17 protein-coding genes and 2 other RNA genes are annotated in these 20,002 nt (G+C 53.9%); 10 read left to right on the top strand and 9 right to left on the bottom strand.

Annotation, left to right across the window (positions count from 1 at the left end):
• Positions 1–4: 4 nt before the first annotated feature.
• Positions 5–1,435, bottom strand: coding sequence for a pyruvate kinase (gene pyk, locus LI114_RS04890; protein WP_227219701.1), 1,431 nt, complete (start codon positions 1,433–1,435; stop codon positions 5–7).
• 213 nt (positions 1,436–1,648) lie between these two features.
• Here pyk and coaBC point away from each other — a divergent pair, with 213 nt between their 5' ends.
• Together coaBC and LI114_RS04880 are read left to right on the top strand one after the other, a co-directional pair.
• A complete protein-coding gene (gene coaBC, locus LI114_RS04885) occupies positions 1,649–2,845 on the top strand; it encodes a bifunctional phosphopantothenoylcysteine decarboxylase/phosphopantothenate--cysteine ligase CoaBC (RefSeq protein ID WP_227219700.1) in 1,197 nt (398 codons plus the stop codon).
• Position 2,846: 1 nt separating this feature from the next.
• Positions 2,847–4,964 carry a glycoside hydrolase family 36 protein gene (locus LI114_RS04880; RefSeq protein WP_227219699.1) on the top strand — a complete coding sequence of 706 codons (2,118 nt, stop codon included), beginning with the start codon at positions 2,847–2,849 and terminating at the stop codon, positions 4,962–4,964.
• On the opposite strand, the gene lnt is transcribed toward LI114_RS04880, so the two are convergent.
• Positions 4,948–6,498: an apolipoprotein N-acyltransferase gene (lnt, locus tag LI114_RS04875; protein WP_227219698.1), complete on the bottom strand. Its 1,551-nt coding sequence runs from the start codon at positions 6,496–6,498 to the stop codon at positions 4,948–4,950. The two genes, LI114_RS04880 and lnt, sit on opposite strands and share 17 nt — an antisense overlap.
• Positions 6,499–6,571: 73 nt before the next feature.
• On the opposite strand from lnt, the gene LI114_RS04870 reads away from it, so the two are divergent.
• From LI114_RS04870 to LI114_RS04855, 4 genes are read left to right on the top strand one after another with little or no spacing between them, the layout of a single operon-like run.
• Positions 6,572–7,936 carry a CCA tRNA nucleotidyltransferase gene (locus tag LI114_RS04870; RefSeq protein ID WP_227219697.1) on the top strand — a complete coding sequence of 455 codons (1,365 nt, stop codon included), beginning with the start codon at positions 6,572–6,574 and terminating at the stop codon, positions 7,934–7,936.
• Positions 7,933–8,487 (top strand): VanZ family protein, encoded by a 555-nt coding sequence (locus LI114_RS04865; protein WP_227219696.1) that lies wholly within the window; start codon positions 7,933–7,935, stop codon positions 8,485–8,487. The genes LI114_RS04870 and LI114_RS04865 overlap by 4 nt, the downstream gene beginning before the upstream one ends.
• Complete coding sequence (locus LI114_RS04860) at positions 8,480–9,394, top strand: ribonuclease Z (protein WP_227219695.1); 915 nt, start codon at positions 8,480–8,482, stop codon at positions 9,392–9,394. The genes LI114_RS04865 and LI114_RS04860 overlap by 8 nt, the downstream gene beginning before the upstream one ends.
• A 9-nt stretch (positions 9,395–9,403) precedes the next feature.
• Positions 9,404–9,925: a hypothetical protein gene (locus LI114_RS04855; protein ID WP_227219694.1), complete on the top strand. Its 522-nt coding sequence runs from the start codon at positions 9,404–9,406 to the stop codon at positions 9,923–9,925.
• A 78-nt stretch (positions 9,926–10,003) separates the two neighbouring features.
• Here LI114_RS04855 and LI114_RS04850 read toward each other — a convergent pair whose 3' ends face one another.
• The 6 genes from LI114_RS04850 to rnpB form a co-directional block, all read right to left on the bottom strand.
• On the bottom strand, positions 10,004–11,902 hold the full coding sequence (locus LI114_RS04850; protein ID WP_227219693.1) for a glycoside hydrolase family 5 protein: 1,899 nt from the start codon (positions 11,900–11,902) through the stop codon (positions 10,004–10,006).
• 215 nt (positions 11,903–12,117) lie between these two features.
• A complete protein-coding gene (locus LI114_RS04845) occupies positions 12,118–13,389 on the bottom strand; it encodes an aminotransferase class I/II-fold pyridoxal phosphate-dependent enzyme (RefSeq protein WP_227219692.1) in 1,272 nt (423 codons plus the stop codon).
• Between the two features lie 247 nt (positions 13,390–13,636).
• Positions 13,637–14,539 (bottom strand): hypothetical protein, encoded by a 903-nt coding sequence (locus LI114_RS04840; protein WP_227219691.1) that lies wholly within the window; start codon positions 14,537–14,539, stop codon positions 13,637–13,639.
• Entirely contained in the window at positions 14,536–15,276 is a 741-nt protein-coding gene (locus LI114_RS04835; RefSeq protein ID WP_227219690.1) for a class D sortase, read from the bottom strand. Before LI114_RS04835 ends, LI114_RS04840 begins: the two co-directional genes overlap by 4 nt.
• Before the next feature lie 37 nt (positions 15,277–15,313).
• Positions 15,314–15,970: a hypothetical protein gene (locus tag LI114_RS04830; RefSeq protein ID WP_227219689.1), complete on the bottom strand. Its 657-nt coding sequence runs from the start codon at positions 15,968–15,970 to the stop codon at positions 15,314–15,316.
• A gap of 243 nt (positions 15,971–16,213) precedes the next feature.
• Positions 16,214–16,559: RNase P RNA component class A (rnpB, locus tag LI114_RS04825), an RNA gene on the bottom strand.
• Between the two features lie 187 nt (positions 16,560–16,746).
• Here rnpB and ffs point away from each other — a divergent pair.
• The 4 genes from ffs (at position 16,747) to recR (ending at position 19,448) form a co-directional block, all read left to right on the top strand.
• Positions 16,747–16,846, top strand: an RNA gene (ffs, locus tag LI114_RS04820) — signal recognition particle sRNA small type.
• Positions 16,847–16,882: 36 nt separating this feature from the next.
• Entirely contained in the window at positions 16,883–18,478 is a 1,596-nt protein-coding gene (gene dnaX / locus LI114_RS04815; RefSeq protein WP_227219688.1) for a DNA polymerase III subunit gamma/tau, read from the top strand.
• 16 nt (positions 18,479–18,494) lie between these two features.
• On the top strand, positions 18,495–18,845 hold the full coding sequence (locus LI114_RS04810; RefSeq protein WP_227219687.1) for a YbaB/EbfC family nucleoid-associated protein: 351 nt from the start codon (positions 18,495–18,497) through the stop codon (positions 18,843–18,845).
• A gap of 3 nt (positions 18,846–18,848) precedes the next feature.
• Complete coding sequence (gene recR / locus LI114_RS04805) at positions 18,849–19,448, top strand: recombination mediator RecR (RefSeq protein WP_227219686.1); 600 nt, start codon at positions 18,849–18,851, stop codon at positions 19,446–19,448.
• 38 nt (positions 19,449–19,486) lie between these two features.
• Here recR and LI114_RS04800 read toward each other — a convergent pair whose 3' ends face one another.
• Positions 19,487–20,002, bottom strand: a complete 516-nt coding sequence (locus LI114_RS04800) for an NUDIX hydrolase (RefSeq protein ID WP_227219685.1) — start codon at positions 20,000–20,002, stop codon at positions 19,487–19,489.

Below are 20,002 nucleotides of genomic sequence, written 5' to 3'. Positions count from 1 at the left end.
GATATTAGTCAACTGTTTCTACTCTCATCATATTGGTGTTTCCGCTTACGCCGAGCGGCACGCCTGCGGTAACTACCACTAGGTCGCCGTGCTTCAGCAGACCCATATTTACCGACTTCTTGATAGCGACTTCGATCAGCTTATCAGTGTCCGACTCTTCCTCTACTATCCCGGGAACAAGACCCCAAGACATATTCATCTGGCGGGCGGTAAGCTCGCTGGTGGTCAGCGCGATTATCGGGCACTCCGGACGGAATTTCGAGAGCCTGCGCGCGGTAGTGCCGCCCTTAGTAACGGTGATTATCGCCGCCGCGTCAAGGTCGTGGGCGGTGGTAACGGTAGCGTGCGATATAGCCTCGGTAACTTCGTGGCAGAAATACTCGTCGTTTTCAGAATGTATCTCAAAAAGCTTCTTGTAGTTGGTGTTCTTCTCGGTAGTTTCCGCTATCAGCGCCATTGTCTTTACAGCATCTATCGGATACTTGCCCGCGGCAGTTTCACCCGAAAGCATTATCGCCGATGTGCCGTCGTAGATAGCGTTGGCAACGTCGGTTATCTCAGCGCGGGTGGGACGGGGGTTTAGTATCATCGACTCAAGCATCTGGGTAGCGGTTATTACCTGTTTGCCGGCGTTGTAAGCCTTATGTATCAGCTCTTTCTGTATAGCGGGTATCTGCTCAAAGGGTATCTCTACGCCCATATCGCCGCGCGCTACCATAATGCCGTCAGCCGCCTCGAGTATCTCGTCGATATTCTCTACTCCGTCGCTGTTTTCTATCTTCGCGATAATGCGTACATGGTTCCAGCCCAACGCCTGAGTGAACTTGCGCAGGTAGATAACGTCAGCGCCCGAGCGCACGAACGAAGCCGCGATAAAGTCAAAGCCCAGCTTAGCGCCGAACTGCAGGTCGCTCATATCGGCGTCGGAGATGTAGGGCATGGAAAGCTTTACGCCGGGGACGTTTATGCCCTTGTGGTCTTTTACCTCGCCGCCGTGAACTACCTTACATACAACGTCGGTCTTTGTCACCGACTCTACCGACATTTCTATAAGTCCGTCGTTTATGAGAATGCGCGTGCCCGCGGAAACGTCTTTCGGCAGACCCTCAAAGCTCACCGAGCATATATCCTTATTGCCGACTACCTCGCGGGTGGTAAGGGTAAAAGTATCACCGTCTGCGAGCATCACTGGCTTATGCTCTTCAAACTCTTTCAGGCGTATCTCAGGACCTTTTGTATCCAGCATGGTAGCAACGTGCAGACCCAGCTCGTCAGAAAGCTTGCGCACCATATGAAAGCGCTTTTCGTCCATCTCATAATTGCAGTGCGAAAAGTTGAAGCGCGCTACGTCCATACCCGATCTCATAAGCTCGCGCAGGGTGTTTTCGTCCTCGGTAGCAGGGCCTACGGTACATACTATTTTTGTCTTTCTCATAAACTATCTGTCCTTTCTTTAAAAAAGCAAAAAGCCAAACGCTTTCCTTTATTATACTTCATTTTATCGTAATAGTCAAGATTTTCAGCGCGCAATTACTTTATTTTTACTTTTGAAAAAAAGTTTGCGCTTACCCCTACCATTCGCGGCGAAAATGTGTTATAATAATAGTGTATACTTTATTATAGATGATTTTAGATGGAGGAAATAGCCATGCTAACAGGAAAGACCGTAGTTATAGCCGTTACGGGCAGCATCGCCGCCTACAAAATGGCAGACTGCGCGCGCGAGCTTACAAAGCTCCACGCAGATGTGCACGTTCTCATGACTCAGAACGCCACGCAGTTTATAAACCCCATAACCTTTGAAACGCTCACTCAGCATAAGTGCCTTATAGATACATTCGACCGCAATTTTCAGTACAGCGTAGAGCACGTCGCCCTCGCTAAGGCTGCCGACGTAGTGCTGATAGCCCCCGCTTCGGCAAACGTCATCGGCAAGATAGCCTGCGGCATCGCAGACGATATGCTGACCACTACCGTTATGGCGTGCACCTGCAAAAAGCTGGTAGCCCCCGCCATGAACCACAATATGCTGCACAACCCGATAGTGCAGGAGAATATAGAAAAACTGCGCCGCTATGGCTACGGAATAATCGAGCCGGCACGCGGTATGCTCGCCAACCGCGACATCGGCGACGGCAAGCTGCCGGACGTGAAAATACTCATCGACCGGGTATTGCAGGAGATAGCAAAGCCGAAGGACATGGCGGGCGTGAAGCTGCTTGTTACCGCGGGCGCTACCTGCGAGCCTATCGACCCCGTGCGCTTTATCACAAACCACTCTACGGGCAAGATGGGCGCTGCCATAGCGCGGGCGGCTTCGCTGCGCGGCGCTGACGTTACGCTGGTCGCGGGAAGCTGCACCGCCGAGATGCCGCCTTTTGCCGAGATAGTGAACGTGCGCACCGCCGAGGATATGTACCGCGAGGTGACAGCCCGCGCACCCGAGCAGGACATTATAGTAAAAGCCGCGGCAGTAGCCGACTACACCCCCGAGCACACGGCTGAGGACAAGATAAAAAAATCAGACGGCGAGATGGCTATACCGCTGCGCCGCACCAAAGATATTCTCAAAGCGCTGGGCGAGAACAAGCGCGCTGGTCAGCTTATCTGCGGATTTTCGATGGAAACGCGCGATCTGCTTGAAAACTCGAGCCGCAAGCTGAAAGCGAAAAACTGCGATATGATATGCGCGAACTCGCTGCGCACCGAGGGAGCAGGCTTCGGCACTGATACCAACGTGCTCACGCTCATCACTGCCGACGGCACAGAAGAGCTTGAAAAGATGAGCAAATTGCAGGCGGCGGATATGATACTTGACCGGCTTATGGAAATGAGAGGAAAATAACATGAAGAGGATAGAGATTTTTGAAAACGGCATATATTTCGTGCTGGAGATAGACGATGAAAACCGCGCACGGCTGCTGCATTTTTCGGCGCTGCCATTTGACGAAAAAACGCTGACTTCGCGCAGCGGGACTTACGGCTTTAACCTCTGCGAAGTGCAGATGTCGGGCATCGACCGCGCGGGCGAGCGCCACGGCAACAAGTACATCGTAACCGCGCCGGGATACACGCTGAAATTCAAAGACTTCACCGACACCTGCAATCAGACGGGCAGAAAGCTCGAGATAGCGCAGTTCGACGAAGGCACGGGCACGCTCGTCACTTCGCACTTTCAGTTCTACAATGGCATATCCGCCGTGCGCTGCTGGACGGTGGTAGAAAATCAGGGCAGCGAGCCGCAGACGCTTGAATATGTATCTTCATTCTGTCTGACGGGCATAGAGAAAGAGGGTCTGCGCACGCAGGACGAGAAGATGCGCATAGGCGTTTGCCACAACTCTTGGCAGCGCGAGCTTCAATGGAAAACATACACCCTGCCGCAGGTAGGTCTTGAAATGGCTCAGCCGCTCGACTATCAGCACTCCTCAAAAGTATTCGCCTGCACGAATGTCGGCAACTGGTCGGCTAAGGAGTACATACCTATGGGCTGCCTTGAAAACACCGAGGTCGGCAGCGTTATGCTATGGCAGATAGAGCACAACGGCTCGTGGCACTGGGAAATCTCAGACCGCGAGGGTCACCTCTACTTGCAGCTTTCAGGGCCGAGCGAGATAGAATCGCACTGGAGCAAGACGCTGGCGGTGGGCGAGAGCTTTACGAGCGTGCCATGCGCGGTATGCGTGAGCAGCGAGGGCTTTGACGAAGCGGTGGGCGAGCTGACGAAATACCGCCGCGCTATACGCCGCAGAAACCGCGACAACGAAAATCTGCCCGTGATTTTTAACGACTACATGAACTGCCTTTGGGGCGACCCCACCGCCGAAAAAGAGTTTCCGCTCATCGACGCGGCGGCTAAGGCGGGCTGCGGATATTTCTGCATCGACGCAGGCTGGTACGCCGACGGCGGCTGGTGGGACGAAGTAGGCGAATGGCGCGAGAGCCGCCGCCGCTTCCCGAACGGACTGAAAGAGATAACCGACCGCATACGCGAGCGCGGAATGATACCCGGCGTGTGGCTTGAGATAGAAGTAATGGGCATACACTGCCCGCTGCTGAAGGACACCGCCGACGACAGCTGGTTCTTCATGCGGCACGGCAAGCGCGTTTTCGACCGCTCGCGCTATCAGCTCGACTTCCGCAGCGAAAAGGTGCGCGCATACGCAGATTCGGTCATCGACCGACTTGTAAAAGACTACGGCGTGGGCTATATCAAAATGGATTATAACATAGAGCCGGGAATAGGCACTGAACAGAACGCGGAAAATGCGGGCGATGGTCTGCTGGGGCACGAGCGTGCGTACACCGCGTGGCTCGACGGCGTTTTCGCGCGCTACCCCGACCTCATCATCGAAAACTGCTCGAGCGGCGGGCTGCGTATGGATTACGCGATGCTCTCGCGCTACTCGATACAGTCCACCTCAGATCAGGACGATTATAGAAAATACTGCACGATAGCGGCAAACGCGCCCCTGGCGCTCACCCCCGAGCAGGCTGCGGTATGGAGCTACCCGATGTACGGCGGCGACCGCGAGCAGACGGTATTCAACATGATAAACGCGATGCTGCTGCGCATACACCAGAGCGGCCACCTTGCCAACATCGACGAGCAGAGCGGCGCGCTGGTGAAAGAGGGCATAGCCGTTTACAAAAAGATACGCCGCAACATCAAGACCGCCCTGCCCTTCTGGAGCTTGGGCACATCAAGCTTTTCGGATGAATGGGTATCGCTGGGTCTGCGCTGCGAAAAGTGCGCGTACATAGCGGTATGGCGCAGAGAGTCGGCGGAGGACGTTGCCGAACTGCCGATAAAATTCCTCGCGGGCAAAAACGCCGAGGTAAGCTGCGTCTACCCGAGCTTCAACGAAGAGCGTTTCGAGTGGCACAAAGAGAGCGGCAAGCTGGCAGTACAGCTCAGAAAACCCTGCACGGCAAGGCTTTTCAAGATCACATTCGCCGACTGAACCGCGCTTTCGCGCTCGCCGCACCGCTCATCACCGCAAGGGTGAGCGGCAGCAGCATGAAAACATCGCCTAGGGTGGTGTACAAACTTTTCGAGCTGAGCAAAGCCGTTTCGGCGCACACACCGCCCTTTTCGCGGCTGCGGTCGGCGGCGGCTTCCTCGCCCCACGGCGTTATTATCGCAGATATACCGCAGTTGCCCGCGCGAACGGTGTAACGCGAGTTTTCCACCGCGCGCATTTTGGCGTGAACGTAGTGCGCCCGCCGCGCGAACGAGCTGCCGAACCACGAATCGTTGGTCGGGATAAAAATAAGCTGCGCGGCCTGACGCACCTGCCCGCGAAAAATATCGCCGTATATCGACTCGACGCAGACGCCGCAGGCTATCCGCACCCCGCCGACATCTATCGGCTTACATGGCGCGGTGCAGGCGGCAAGGCTGTTTTTCGCAAACGGCACGAACTCGCCGAAAGGCACAAGGCGGCTCTTGCAATAGCGGCTGTCCGCCGCGCCGTCAGGCGTTACGGCGATAACGGCGTTGTACTTTTCGCCGCGCGTTTCGTCCTTATAAAAGCAGCCCGTCACGACCGTTTTGCCGCTTTTTTCGGCGAACTCGACTAGCTGAGAAAATGCGGCGTGGGTGGCGGAAAAAGTGGCGTTTACAGCGGTTTCGGGCAGGAATATCACATCGGCGGAGGTGAACTTTTCGGCAAGGCGCATATACTCGCGCGCCGACTGCGCGGGCTTCATCGCGGACTTTTCCCTGCCCTCGCAGTCGAGCTGCAAAGCGGCGGCGGTAAGCTTTTCGCAATCGGCAGACTCAGCTTTCAGCGCCGAGATCTCAGAATTGCCATAGATGCCGACCAGCCCGCCGACCGCGATGAAAGCCGCCACGCACTTCACCATAGGCTTCCGGCGGCGCAGCTTTACCGAGCGGCAGAAAATGTACACCAAGCCATTAAAATACATGATGATAAAGCTGGTAAATCGGCAGCCGAGCAGGTTCGCGGTGAGGGTGAGCGGCAGCGCGCCATCCGCCTGCGCCCACACGCCCAGCCACGGGAACGAGAAAAAACCAAGACACCCGCTGAGGTACTCCCCGCCCGCCCAGAGCGCCGAGAGGTACGCCGCGCCGCGCAGTTTGCCGACATCTGAGGGGCGCACGCCGACGTAAAAGCTGAGCGCAGCGGCGAGCGGGAGCAGCATTATCCCCGCCGTCGCGAGCACCGCCAGCAGCGCGAACGCGCCTGAATATTTGCCGAACGGCAGACCCGAAATATCGCGGATAGTCAGCAAAAACGAGCTTTTCGTGATGCAGTAGGAGGCTAGGAACGGCAGGATCTTCAGCACGAGCACGCGGCGGGTGCGGCACTCCATCGCGCTGAAGATCGGCAGCATCGAGATAAGACAGAAAATTTTCGGCAGACCGCGGCTTTCGAGCAGCCCAGCAAAAACGCCCCAGCCAAGCTTCAACAGAAGTGCGAAAAAACGGCGGCGTTCGCGATATATGTTTGTAAAATTCTCTGCAACTGCCATTGTCTTGCCGCCCTTTCTGATCGTTATTACGATATTATTTCCAAACAAGGGCAAAATTAAAAGGAATGATAGAATGAAAATTTTGGATATAAAAATACCGAAATATGCCGCGCAGGCGCTGAAAATGCTTGAAAACGCTGGCTTTGAAGCGTGGTGCGTGGGCGGGTGCGTGCGCGACTCGATACGCGGAGCGCAGGTGCACGACTGGGACATCTGCACAAGCGCCCTGCCCGAGCAGACCCTCGCGGTGTTTGACGGTCTGCGGACGATACCAACGGGGCTGAAACACGGCACGGTGACCGTCATCATCGACGGCGAGCAGGTAGAGATAACCACTTACCGCACCGACGGCGACTACCTGGACCACCGCCGCCCCGAAAGCGTGCAGTTCGTGCGCGACATCAGAAGCGACCTCGAGCGGCGTGATTTCACGATAAACGCGATGTGCCTGAGCCTGCGCGGCGAGCTTTTCGACCCGTTTGGCGGCGAGGAGGACATTCGGCGCGGTGTGCTGAGGTGCGTCGGCGACCCGAAAAAGCGCTTCGACGAGGACGCTCTGCGCATACTTCGGGCGGTGCGGTTCGCGGCTAAAACGGGCTTCGAGGTCGAGGAAAACACGGCGCACGCCGCTATGGAGATGCGCGGTCTGCTGGACGGCGTTTCGGCGGAGCGCATTTACGCCGAGCTGAGGTCGCTGCTGGTACAGCCCCACGCGGGCGAGGTCTTGCGACGCTTTCGCGAGATAATCGCGCAGGTGATACCCGAGGTGCGCCCCTGCTTCGATTTTCCGCAGAACAACCCGCATCACTGCTGCGACGTGTGGGAACACATCACACACAGCGTCGATAATATACGCCCTGACCCGCTGCTGAGGCTGGTTATGCTTCTGCACGACATCGGCAAACCGGATATGTTTTTCACCGACGAGAGCGGCATGGCGCACTTCAAAAAGCACCAATTCAAGAGCGCGGAGTACGCTGACGAGATACTGCGCCGCATGAGATCGGACAACTACACGCGTGAGCACGCCTGTGCCCTCATCGCCGAGCATGACACGCGTTTCCCGCCCAAGCGGAAAAACGTCGCGAAATTCATCTCGAAGTACGATATGCAGTTTTTCATGGACTACCTCGAGATACGCCGCGCCGACACCCTCGCGCAGTCGAACTACAAACGCGCGGAGAAGCTGGCGGCGCTGGACGAAATGGCGAAGATAGCGATACAGCTTGAGGAAGAGAACGCCTGCCTGAAGCTCAGCGACCTCGCGATAAACGGGCGCGACGCAGCGGCGCTTGGGCTGAAAGGCAAGGCTATCGGCGACGCGCTGAAGCAGACCCTCGCCGCCGTGGTGGAAGAGCGCGTGCCGAACGAGCGCGGCGCACTGCTGGGATTTATCCGCGAAAACTGCGCGGCTGAAAGCGGGTGCGCGGACGAATGAGCAGTTTTGGATTTCTGAGATACATCGACCGCCGAACGCTGAAAAGGCTGATTTTTGCTGTGCTTTCGGCGGCATGGTGCGGGCTGATATTCTACCTCTCCTCACAGCCGGGCGACGAGTCGAGCCGGACGAGCGGCGGATTTATAAACTTTTTCTGCGAACTGATAGTGCCCGATTTTTCCGGATTCAGCGGGGCTGGGCGCGCGGAATTTGTCGAGAACCTGCAATTCATCGTGCGCAAATGCGCGCATTTCACGGCATATCTTGTGCTTGCGGTGATCTCGTCGCAATTTTTCGTGACGTTCAAAAAGCTCGCGAATGAGGGCGCTCGCAAGCCGTTAAAAGCCTACGCCGCGGCATGGATATTCACGACCGCCTACGCCGCGAGCGACGAATTTCATCAGCTTTTCGTGGCGGGACGAAGCGCGCAGGTACGCGACGTTTTGATAGACAGCTGCGGGGCGCTCTGCGGGCTGGCGCTGGCATGGGCGGTAGGCGCGGCGGCTCTGCATTTTAGTGACAAAAAGCGAAAGGAGCGGGAAAATGACTGACATTTGCCTTATTGGAACTGGAGGAATGATGCCGCTGAAAGAGCGCTGGCTGACCTCCTGCTACATCGAGCACGAGGGAAAAGCGGTGCTCATCGACTGCGGCGAGGGCACGCAGATAGCGCTGACCTGCGCCGACTGCAAGATCAGCCGCATCGACATACTGCTCATCACGCACATACACGCCGACCACATCTCGGGTCTGCCCGGCTTTCTGCTCTCGTTAGGCAACGCCTCGCGCACCGAGCCGCTGGATATTTACCTGCCGCAGGGCACGCTGACGGCTGTTCGCGGGCTGTTGGGCATTTGCGACAGACTGCCGTTTGAGATATTTTTCCACGAGCTGCCGATTGCCGAGCCGACAAGCTTCATCGCCGAAAAGATCGACCCGATGCTCGAGATATGCACACTGCCCCTGCGCCACAGCACCCGCTGTCTTGGCTACTCGCTGACCTTCCGCCGCAAGCCTGTTTTCCTGCCCGAAAAGGCAAAAGCGCTCGGCGTGCCCGTCAGAGAATGGCGCAAACTGCACGCAGGCGGAAGCGTAACACTCGAAAGCGGCGAGAATATCACCGCCGAGATGGTAACGGGCGAGAGCCGCCCCGCCGTGAAGCTCTGCTACGTCACCGATACGCTGCCTTTCAACGGGATAGCGAAATTCGCCGAAAATGCTGACCTCTTCATCTGCGAGGGTATGTACGGCGAGCTTGACAAAAAGCAGAGCATGAACAAAAAGGGGCATATGCTGATGCAGGACGCTTGCCGACTCGCGAAAAGCGCAGGCGCAAAGCGGCTTTGGCTGACACATTACAGCCCCGCGGAGAAGTACCCGCAGAATTTCAAGAAAGAGCTGTCGCGCATATGCGAAAGCGTAGTGGTGAGCGCGGACGGCGAAAAGATAAGTTTGTGAGGGATAAATATGTCAGAAACAGGCAAGCCGCTTGAGATCGAGCGGAAATATCTTATCAAAATGCCGGGCGAAAAGCTGCTGGCGGAGCTGCCCGAGTGCGAGCGCACCGAGATACTCCAGATCTACCTTGTGATAAAGCAGGACGGCGTGCGCCGCAGGATACGCCGCCGCGGCACGCCCGAGCGCGGTTACGTCTGCACATACACCGAGAAAAGCGACGTATCGTTCGGCGTGCGCACCGAGGAGGAACGCGAGATAAGCGAGGAGGAATTTGAGCGGCTGCGTGCCGAAGCTGCGCCGAATCGCTCGCCGATAGAGAAAGAGCGCGTGGTTTTCCGCTGGCGCGGGCAAGTCTTTGAGCTTGACATATACCCATTTTCGCGGGAATTTGCCACGCTGGAGATCGAGCTGCCCGACATTTCCGCGCGCGTAGACCTGCCGCCGCAGATCGAGCTTGTGAAAGACGTCACGGGCGATAGACGCTTCAACAATTCCGAGCTTGCGGGGCTGGGGCACTTCCCGTCTTTGTGATCGGCAAGATCAAATATGCACAAAAAAATCGGACGCCGCTAAACGTCCGATTTTTGTTTTATTCAGTTGGTTTCAGACTTATTCGCCCTTTTTCTTAGCAACTACCATAGCAGCCGCGCCGAGGATAGCGAAGCCTGCAATGCCGCCGCCGATACCGGTCGCCGCATTCTTATCGTTGTTTACAGCCGAAGAGCCGGACGAAGACGCCGCGCTGCTTGTGCTTGACGAAGAGCCGGAGCTTGCAGACGAACTGCTTGAAGAGCTGCTCGAAGAAGCGGAGCTGCTGTTTGAAGAAGTATCTTCGGTGCTTGAAGTGTCGCTGTCAGAGCTGCTGTCAGTCTCTCCGACCTTCTGTCTGTATATTTCTACCTCTACTGTACGGTTCTTGTAGTTTTTGTTAGAGTAGATAGCCTTAGCGGTAGTGGTCTCACCCTCTGCGAGAGCAACGTTCTTTACCCACTTCCAGCCTTCGGGCAGCTTGATCTGCGAAGTATTCTTTACAGAATTATCAACAGTCATTTTGCTGTCGGGCACTACGGGCGGGTTCTCGGCTGCTACTACCTTTACGGTAACTTCGGTGTAGCCGGGCAGGTATTCGTCGGTAGCTTCGGTGTATACCTTTATAACGGTAGTTCCGACAGCAACAGGGGTGATAGTGCCGTCAGCCGCAACTGTAACTACGTCCTCGTTGCCCGAGAGGTACTTAACTTCCGCGCCGCTGTCAGCGGTGAGGGTAAGCTTCTTCGAGTCGCCCTTGTATGTCAGCTCAGCCTCGGTGTCGCCCGAGATAACGGTGTCTTTCTTGAGGTCGAGGTCAGTAAGTGCCGCGATGCCTGCCTTAATGTCAGGGTCGGTAAGCTTGCAGGTATTTCTGTTGTAGATAATGTTGCCCTGCTTGTTGGGCTCGGTGTAGTTGATGTCCCAAAGTACGGGGGCAATTCCTCTGGTGCGCATAGCTTCGATCTCAGCGAGAATAAGCTTGGTAGCATCGCCCTCGTTCTTGGTGATTATCTCAGAGCCCATGCCGCACTCGCCCATGATAACGGGCACGCCGTTGTCAACAAATCTCTTTTTCAGAGTGTCCATGCTGTTGTTGAGGTCAATGTAGTCCTCCTCAGTACCCCAGTCTTTGCGGGGGGTCGGGCACCAGCTTACAGGGTCGGTAACAAGAGCGAAAGGCTGCGGCGAGTAGTAGTGTACGGAAACCGCGCTGAGGTTCTTGTCGTCCTTAGGCATTTCAAATCTTTCGTCGCAGGTCTTCGCGATGTCGGTGTTGTAACCCGCGATGAGCAGAGGTCTGTCGGCGTTATTTCCGCCGGAATTTCTTACAAGGTCGGTGAAAGTCTGGTTTACTTCGTTGAGTATCTTGTAAGACTCGTCCTTCGAAACATATTCTTCCCAGCTGCCGCCCTCTTCGTTGAGCGACTCGAAAATAAGGTGCTGGTCGAAGTCCTTGAATTCGTCAGCTATCTGTTCCCACATTCTGGTATAGCGCTTCATAGCCTCGTCCTTATCGGTGCCGAAGGCCTTAGCCCACCAGCCGCCGTCCCAGTGGATATTTACGATAACGTACATATCGGCGTCTACCGCCCACTGAGCAACTTCCTTAACTCTGTCGAGAGCGTCCTGATCGATAGTGTAAGTAGTGTCGCCCTTTTTAAATGTATTAGACCAAGCCACGGGTATTCTGACCGAGCCGAAGCCCTCGTCAGCCATGCCCTGTATCATTGCCTGAGTTACCTTAGGACTGCCCCAGCCTGTTTCAAAAGCCGCCTTGTATGTCCAGCTTCCTATTCCTGTTTCAACGCCGCAGGACTCGAAAGTGTTTCCGAGGTTTATGCCTACGCCCATGTCTTTGATTATATCAGCCATAGTCATCTCTTTAGCGCTTGCTGCGGAAGCCGAAACAGAGCCGCATACGCCTGCCGCTACTGCCGCTGCCGAGAGAGCCGCGAGAGATCTTTTAAGTATCTTCATATCAAAATTTCCTTTCTTTGCAAACTTGCGGGCACACTTCGCCCACTTATCCATACTATAATTATCACACATTTCCGCGCGTTTGTCAATAGTGTTTATCCACAATTATTGCGCATGAAAAAAAGCACTTTTCACAAAACAAAACGGCGAAGAATATCGCCGCTTGTAATGTTTCATATTTTAATGTATTTGCGTGTTCAAATATCTAAAATGCTTTATTTTGAAAGCTTTTCGGCGGTAGCAAGCTTTACTGCCGATACGAATATTTCCATAGCCTTTTTCAGCTCTTCGGTACTGGGGTAGGTGGGGGCTATGCGAATATTCTTGTCCTCGGGGTCTTTGCCATAGGGGTAGGTAGCGCCTGCGCCCGTGAGCACAACGCCCGCCTCTTTGCAAAGCTCAACTATCCTCTTAGCGCAGCCGGGAACGCTGTCGAAGCTGATAAAGTAGCCGCCGTTAGGCTTTACCCAGCTGCCGATGCCGAGCGGCGCGATCTCAGTTTCAAGAGCCTCGATAACTGCGTTAAAGCGCGGCTCGAGTATCGCGCGGTGCTTCTGCATATGCGCCTTTACGTTCTCGAAGTTGCCGAAGAACTTCACATGGCGCAGCATATTCAGTTTATCGTGACCGATGGTCTGGATAGTCATGGTAGATCTTATATGAGCAAGGTTCGCTTCCGAAGCCGCCATTATAGCAACGCCGCTTCCGGGGAAAGTTACCTTAGAGGTCGAAGCGAACATATACACCATGTCCTCCTTGCCGTTCTTTTTCAGCTCGTCGAAAAGGTTGAGCAGGGTATCGGGGGTGTCGGTGAGATGGTGTATGCAGTAAGCATTGTCCCAGAAAATGCGGAAATCGCCGGCCGCGGGGTCAAGAGCGGCAATGCGGCGAACGGTGTCGTCCGAGTAGGTTATGCCTGTCGGGTTAGCATACATCGGCACGCACCACATACCCTTTATGCTCTCGTCCTCAGCCACCAGTTTCTCGATCATATCCATGTCGGGGCCTTCGGCGGTCATGGGAATATTTATCATCTCGATACCGAAAAGCTCGGTTATCGCGAAATGTCTGTCGTAACCGGGAACGGGGCAGAGCCACTTGATCTTGCCGCAGTCTTTCCAAGGCTTAGAATCTTTGGAAGCGCCGAAATTATAGCAGCGCGAAACGGTATCGTACATTATATTAAGGCTCGAGTTGCCGAAAACGATGACGTTTTTGGGGTCAACGCCCAGCATCGGCGCAAAAAGCTCCTTAGCCTCGGCAATGCCGTCAAGTCCGCCGTAGTTGAAATAATCGCCCGAAAGCTCCGCCGCGTCCTTAGAAGTAAGACAGTCGAGCATGGGCATAGAAAGCGCGAGCTGCTCAGCGCCCGGCTTACCGCGCGCCATGTTGAGTTTAAGACCCAGCGCCTTGTAAGCTTCATATTCCTTCTGAACGTCCTGCTTAAAAGCGGCAAGTTCCTGCGCGCTCATATCCGTAAGTTTCATCACAAAAAACCTCCATACAAACATCAATTGATCTACATTATATTATACTCCCGCCGTGCTGATTTTGCAAGTATTTTTTGTGAACTTGCAGAAAATCATCACATTAAACAGTATATCATCTGCAAGTCGGCGCGTATTATGCAGTTTTTACAATGAATTTGACAGTGCAGAAAACTGCTGTGAATTTATTGGCGGCTAAAAATGCAAAAACGCCGCAGATAAAGGTCTGCGGCGCGCGGGTTTTGTATCAGCTGCTGCGCGAACGTCTGCGCAGGTATTTTAGGTATATAGCGTGGATAACGAGAGTCAGCAGTATCAGCAAAATGCCGACCATCAGCGCTATTGTCTGCGCGGTGATGATGTGGTCAAGCGCGGTGTCGCAAAGTCCCGTTACCGTGCGATAAATATAGTCGCTCTTTACGAAAAATCTGTCAAAGAAATGCACTTTTTGCAGATAAAGGCTTGGCACCAGTACCAAGGTCGAAGCCGAGAATATCGTGCAGCCGAACCAGTAAGGCAGATCGCGCGGGTGGCGGCGGTCAACTATCACCATTGCCGCGAGGAAGATCACGGCAGCTGCGGCGCTCGCGAACGCGCCAAATCTGATGTAGCCCGCGCAGGTGTGAACTTTCGCCGCGAAGCCTGTTTTTGAGAGGGTGTAGAGCATCATTACATCCAGTCTGCTCTTTATTTGCCCCTCAGCGGTAGATATGGTATTCTCGACCAGCTTATTGTACTCGTCCTTGTCCTCGACCTTATCGTGATCGGTGTTTGCCTCGATGTAGTCGGTAATATCCTTATCAAGCTGCGTGAAATCGTACTGCGGCTCTGGTTTCACAGCGTTTGGGTCAGATAAATACGCCAGCGAGTCGGAAAGAAGCTGGTAAGCCGCTTTAGAAAGTTCACTTTTATCAAGGCTTTTGGTAAATACCTCTTTCGGTATGCCCGTCGGCGCGGCGTAGTGCTCGAAATATGTGTTCAAGTCCTCGTAGATCGCGTCAGAAACGCCCTTGCTGCCCATCGCCTCAGAATAGATCTCGGGCTTCATCAGCACCAAAGAGAAAAAAGTGCAGACCTCAAAGATCACGGCAAAAAGCGCCGCAAACAGCGCCAACACGATCATCGCGGGGTAGTGGTAAAGTCTTTTCATTCCTCCACCTCTTTCCATTCACGGTCGGTCAACTCGCAGATCACGGCAATTCTGTACTCCGACATTCCGAGCATACCGTTGTTCCAGCAGGTGTACATCGTCAGCCTGTCATCGTCGGTCGGGCGAACGTAGGTCTGGTCGTCCTCGTGGAAAATCTCGATGTCGGTGACCATGTAGGTCTGTTTGACATAAGACGTTTCCAGCGTTACCTCGTCGCCCTTCTTGCATTTAGGCAGATTGTAAAAATATGTGTGGTTATGACCCGCCAACACGACATTTCCGACGTGGCCGATATAGACTGAGCCGTTGTACCAGCCCGCGCCTTCGGCAAGAATGTCGTTTGTAGTGCCGCTGTAAACGGGAATATCGTTCATACCCGCCGCTTCGCAGTTCAGCGTGGCATATTTGTCACCATAATATGGATAAACCATAGTGTGCATCTCGCCCGTAGCGCCGTCCTCGACCTCTTTTTTCTGAACAGGTGCGTTATCGTCGCGGTATTTATTTATAGTTCTGGCATTTTTTATGCTGTTGTCATCGTTATTAAAAACGATGTTGACATACGGTTTCGCGGCGGCAAAAGGCTTCGCGGCTGCCAGCGCGACAACGCCGAAAAGCAGCGCAGACATCAAAAAAGGTGTGAGAACAAAAGTAATCGTCCTCAGCACCCTGTTCGACGAAGTGCCTCTGCCGCGCTTTTCTGCTGATCTCTCAGCATCAAGACTGCGTTTTTTCATTACTCAACACTCCGAAATATTCTCTTTTGTCAAGGAATTATTCCTTGTTCTTTCTAGCAACTACGATGATTCCGGTAGCTGCAAGTACAACTGCAAGACCTGCGCCAGCAACAACGCCTGCGCTTACGCCACCCTCAACTTCTCCGCCGGTGGGAGCTACGGGGTCGGTGATAACAGTCTGCGTTCCGCCGCCATTGCTGGAGCTGGAGCCACTGCTGCTGGAATTGCTGTCAGAGCTGCTGCTGTCCTTAGGCTTGATCTTAGCTTCTACAGTGAAGTCTTCCTGACTGAGCTTGTCGATGTCAACTTCTACATCGTACTTAGCGCCGAGGTCTACGAGAGTGCTCTTTATAGCGGCTCTGTCCTCAGCAGACCAGCTCTTGCCTACCTCTACCTTTTCATCTTCGGTAAGCTCAGCAGGGGTCTTGCCAAAAAGTTCCTGTGCCTTAGGAGCAACATAAGTATCGCGAACGTTGTTGAGCACGCTGATCATGTAATCATAATCGTCAGACGAAAAATAATCCGCGTTGGGCTCTAAAAAGTTGGAAAGCTCCTGTACGTTGGTAGCCTGTACGCCTGCGTCCTTAGCTGCCTGTACTGCGTCCTTATATGTTGTAGCAGATGCGGATACTGCCAAAGCAGAAGCTGCAACGGTTGCTGCCGCGATCGCGGAAATTGTCTTTAACATTTTCATTAGTTATCCCTCCATCTATTTCCTATTCAGAAATAATATATTTTTTATTTCTTTTACATTATACCACACTAAAGATAAAAATGCAAGTGTTTTAGTTAAATCGCCGAAAAGATTGTGCATTATGATACCCGATTGTAACAAATATCGCAATTCATACGGCGCATTTAACAAAAACGATTTACAATTATCAAAAAGCTGCCGCAAACGCGCTGCCGTTTTCTGCGGCAGCCATATGCGCAAAAAAGCGCGAGCCGACCTGTAAGCCGAGTTTTGTCGTGTGCGGCAATCTATCTTGGACGCATGTTGCCATACGCCTCCAGCCGCCTACAGCCGCAGCCCTGACGAGCAGCCATTGGTCTGCTTGCTGCCATTGGCGTTGCATCGGGTAAGGTTTACATGGCGGCAGCCTCACGACTGCCCCGGTGAGCTCTTACCTCGCCTTTCCACCCTTGCCGCCCGAAAGCGGCGGTATATTTCTGTTGCACTAGCTCGGAGGTCACCCTCGGTTGACGTTATCAACTACCCTGCTCTATGATGCTCGGACTTTCCTCAGCGCGTATAGCCGCGCCGCTGCCGCATAGCCGACTCGCTTTTATTATTTTATCACATTTTTCCCCGTTTGTCAAGCCCCGCGCTTACTCTTTATAAATTGCGAAAAAAATTTCAAAAAGGGCTTGCATTTTTTCGTGAGTTGTGTTATAATAATGTAGTACTAAGGCGGCTTGCGCTGCCGCGGTAGATCTATATGTTTTTTCAGATCAATCCGAGATACAGGTGTGCGGGTCCTGCGCAATGAAACACTGTGAACCATGTCAGGCGGGGAACCGAGCAGCATTAAGCAGTTTGTTTCGTGTGACGCAGTTACGCCTGCACGCCTGTATGTCGGATTGATTTTTTATTGGAGGTGGCAGTTTGTATCAGGCTTTGTATCGTAAATGGCGTCCGAAATCTTTCGACGACGTGGTTTCGCAGCCGCAGATAACCGCCACACTGAAAAATCAGATCGCCGGCGGCCGCACCGCCCACGCCTACCTTTTTACGGGCTCACGCGGAACCGGCAAGACCACCTGCGCGCGTATTTTTGCGAAGGCTATCAACTGCCCAAATTCGCACGACGGCGAACCATGCTTAGAATGCGACATTTGCCGCGCGGCGGAAAACGGCTCGCTCGCCGACATCATCGAGATCGACGCGGCTTCAAACTCGCGCGTGGACGACATTCGCGAGCTGCGTGAGGGCGTTATCTACACCCCAGAGCTGTGCAAGTACAAGATCTACATCATCGACGAAGTGCATATGCTCTCCCCCGGCGCTTTCAATGCGCTGCTAAAAACTATGGAAGAGCCGCCCCCGCACGTCAAGTTCATTCTCGCGACCACCGAGATACACAAAGTTCCCGAAACGATAGTTTCGCGCTGCCAGCATTTCGATTTCAACCGCATACGCAGCGAAGACATAGTTTCGCGCATAATGTACATTTCCGAACACGAGGAATTTACACTTCACGAGGACGCCGCCGCCATGATAGCGCGGCTTTCCGACGGCGGTATGCGCGACGCGCTCTCGCTTCTAGACAGATGCTCCGCTTTTTCGGACGACATCACGCTCGAAGTAGTTTCAGGCGCGGCGGGCATCGCGGGACGAGATTATCTGCTCGATCTGCTGGAAAAGATCGCCGAGTGCGACACCGCGGGCGCTGTTAAAGCCGTTGACGAACTGCACGGCAAGGCTAAAGACCTAAAAGTTCTCTGCTCCGAGCTGCTCATGATGATGCGAAATCTCATGCTGATAAAATCTTCGGACAACAGCCGCGAGCTTATCGCCTGCCTGCCCGAAGAGTACGAGCGGCTCGAAAAGATCGCGAAAACTGTCACGCTCGACAGGATATTTGAGTGCATAACGCTGCTCCAGCAGTCCTCCGAGAGGTTCGCGCGCGCCGCGGATAAGCGCATAGAGCTAGAGATGTGCATGGTGCGCCTCTGCTCTGCCGCTCCGAAAAAGCGCGCCGTGCAGAACACCGCCCCCGCCGCCGATCAGCAGGAACTGAACGAGCTGCGCGCGCAGGTAAATGCGCTGACGAAGGCGCTCGCCGAGGGTGCGAAGATAGTGCCGAACGCGGTACAGCCGCCGAAACAGCCGAAGAAGCCCGCCGCGCCGCTGAAAAAGTTCGACCCGAACAATTTTACGCCGCTGAAAGAATGGCAGGACATTCTCGAGATAATCAAGGAGCGTGCGCCTGCGCTTTGGGCATTTTTGAAAAATTCGCTCGCCTGCATAGAGGGCGACACCTTCTGCGTGGTAGTTTCGAGCGACTTTTTCCTCAAGAAATTCAAAGCATCCGACGACAAAGCACTGCTGAAACAGGTTGTGCATGACTATTATGGCAAAGACTTCGGCTTCATGCTTTATTCTTCCAAAAATGTCGATATTGCCGACAAGGAAAACCCGATAAGCGAGCTTTTAAAGCGCGCCGAGAGCATGGATGTAGAAGTTGAAATAAAAAAATAACAAGGAGTTTTTTAAAATGAAAGCAAGATTACCACAGGGTATGGGCAAAGGCCCCGCAGGAAATATGAACCAGATGCTCAAGCAGGCACAGCAGATGCAGGATAAGATCACCGCGCTTCAGGCTGACCTCGAGCAGAGAGAATTTACCGCTTCCGTAGGCGGCGGCGCAGTAGAGATCAAGATCAACGGCAAGCGCGAGGTGCTCTCGCTCAAAATCAAGCCCGAAGTAGTTGACCCCGAAGATGTTGAAATGCTTCAGGATCTCATCATGAGCGCTTTCAACGAAGCTGTTCACAACCTCGACGAAGTCAGCGACGCTGAGATGAGCGAGCTTACCGGCGGCGTTTCCTTCCCCGGCCTTTTCTAAAATATGGATAACAGCAATGCGCTGCCGCTGGTCTTGCTGGCTGAGCAGTTTGCAAAACTCCCAGGCATCGGCAGGAAATCTGCCGAAAGGCTGGCTTACCACGTCATGAGCATGAGCGACAAGCAGGTGCACGAATTTGCCGAAGCGCTCGTCAACGCTCACACTAAGGTGCACACCTGTGCGATATGCCAGAACCTTACTGAAAACGAACTTTGTTACATATGTTCCGACCCCGCGCGCGATAAGTCGACTATTTGCGTGGTGGAAACGCCGAAAGACATTTCCGCTTTCGAGCGCACCCGCGAGTACAAGGGCGTTTACCACGTTCTGCACGGGCTGATTTCGCCGATCGACAACGTTACGCCAGACAAGCTAAAGATCAAAGAGCTGTTGGCGCGCATGAACGGCGACGTTTCAGAGGTCATCATGGCGACGAACCCGACAGTTGAGGGCGAGGCGACGGCGATGTACATCTCGAAGCTCATCAAGCCGCTCGGCGTAAAGGTCACACGGCTGGCTTTCGGACTGCCCGTCGGCGGAATCCTAGAATATGCCGACGAGATCACGCTTTACAAAGCTCTCGAAAATCGCAACGAAATATAAACGAAACCGCAGACGCTCATCAAACGCCTGCGGTTTTTTTATATAAATCCTTCCTGCATCAGGAAATCGTAGAGCTGGGCATATCGCCGCGCCACGGGGAACGCCATTTTTTTCTGCGTTATCATGTTTTCAAACTCCGCTTTGCCGATCCATTTCGCGTTGACAGTTTCGCCCTCTTGGAAAACAATGTCTTTTATATCAACGTCGCGCCGCAGGAAATAGCAGTCTATAAATGCGGTATTTTCCTTAACGGTTTTTATAAACGTCAGTTCATTTTCGTCCGTCTTGATGCCAGTTTCTTCAAAAAGCTCGCGTGCGGCAGCGTGGCGGCTCTCCTCCCCCGCGATGACCGAGCCGGCAGTAACCTCCCACAAATTAGGATACTTTGACTTTTTGGGCGAACGCAGGGTGCACAAGATCTCGCCATGGCTGTTCATCGTCACGATCAGTACAACGATATGATACTCGCCGCTCAGCGGAGTCATTTTTCCACGGCGTATCGTCCGCCCAAGCGGTTTGCGGTCATCGTCAAACAGATCCCAGAATTCAGCCAT

Origin of the sequence: Ruminococcus sp. 210702-SL.1.03 (assembly GCF_020559915.1) — a bacterium.
GTDB lineage: Bacteria > Bacillota > Clostridia > Oscillospirales > Ruminococcaceae > YE71.
This window is presented reverse-complemented; position numbering and strand designations above follow the sequence as displayed.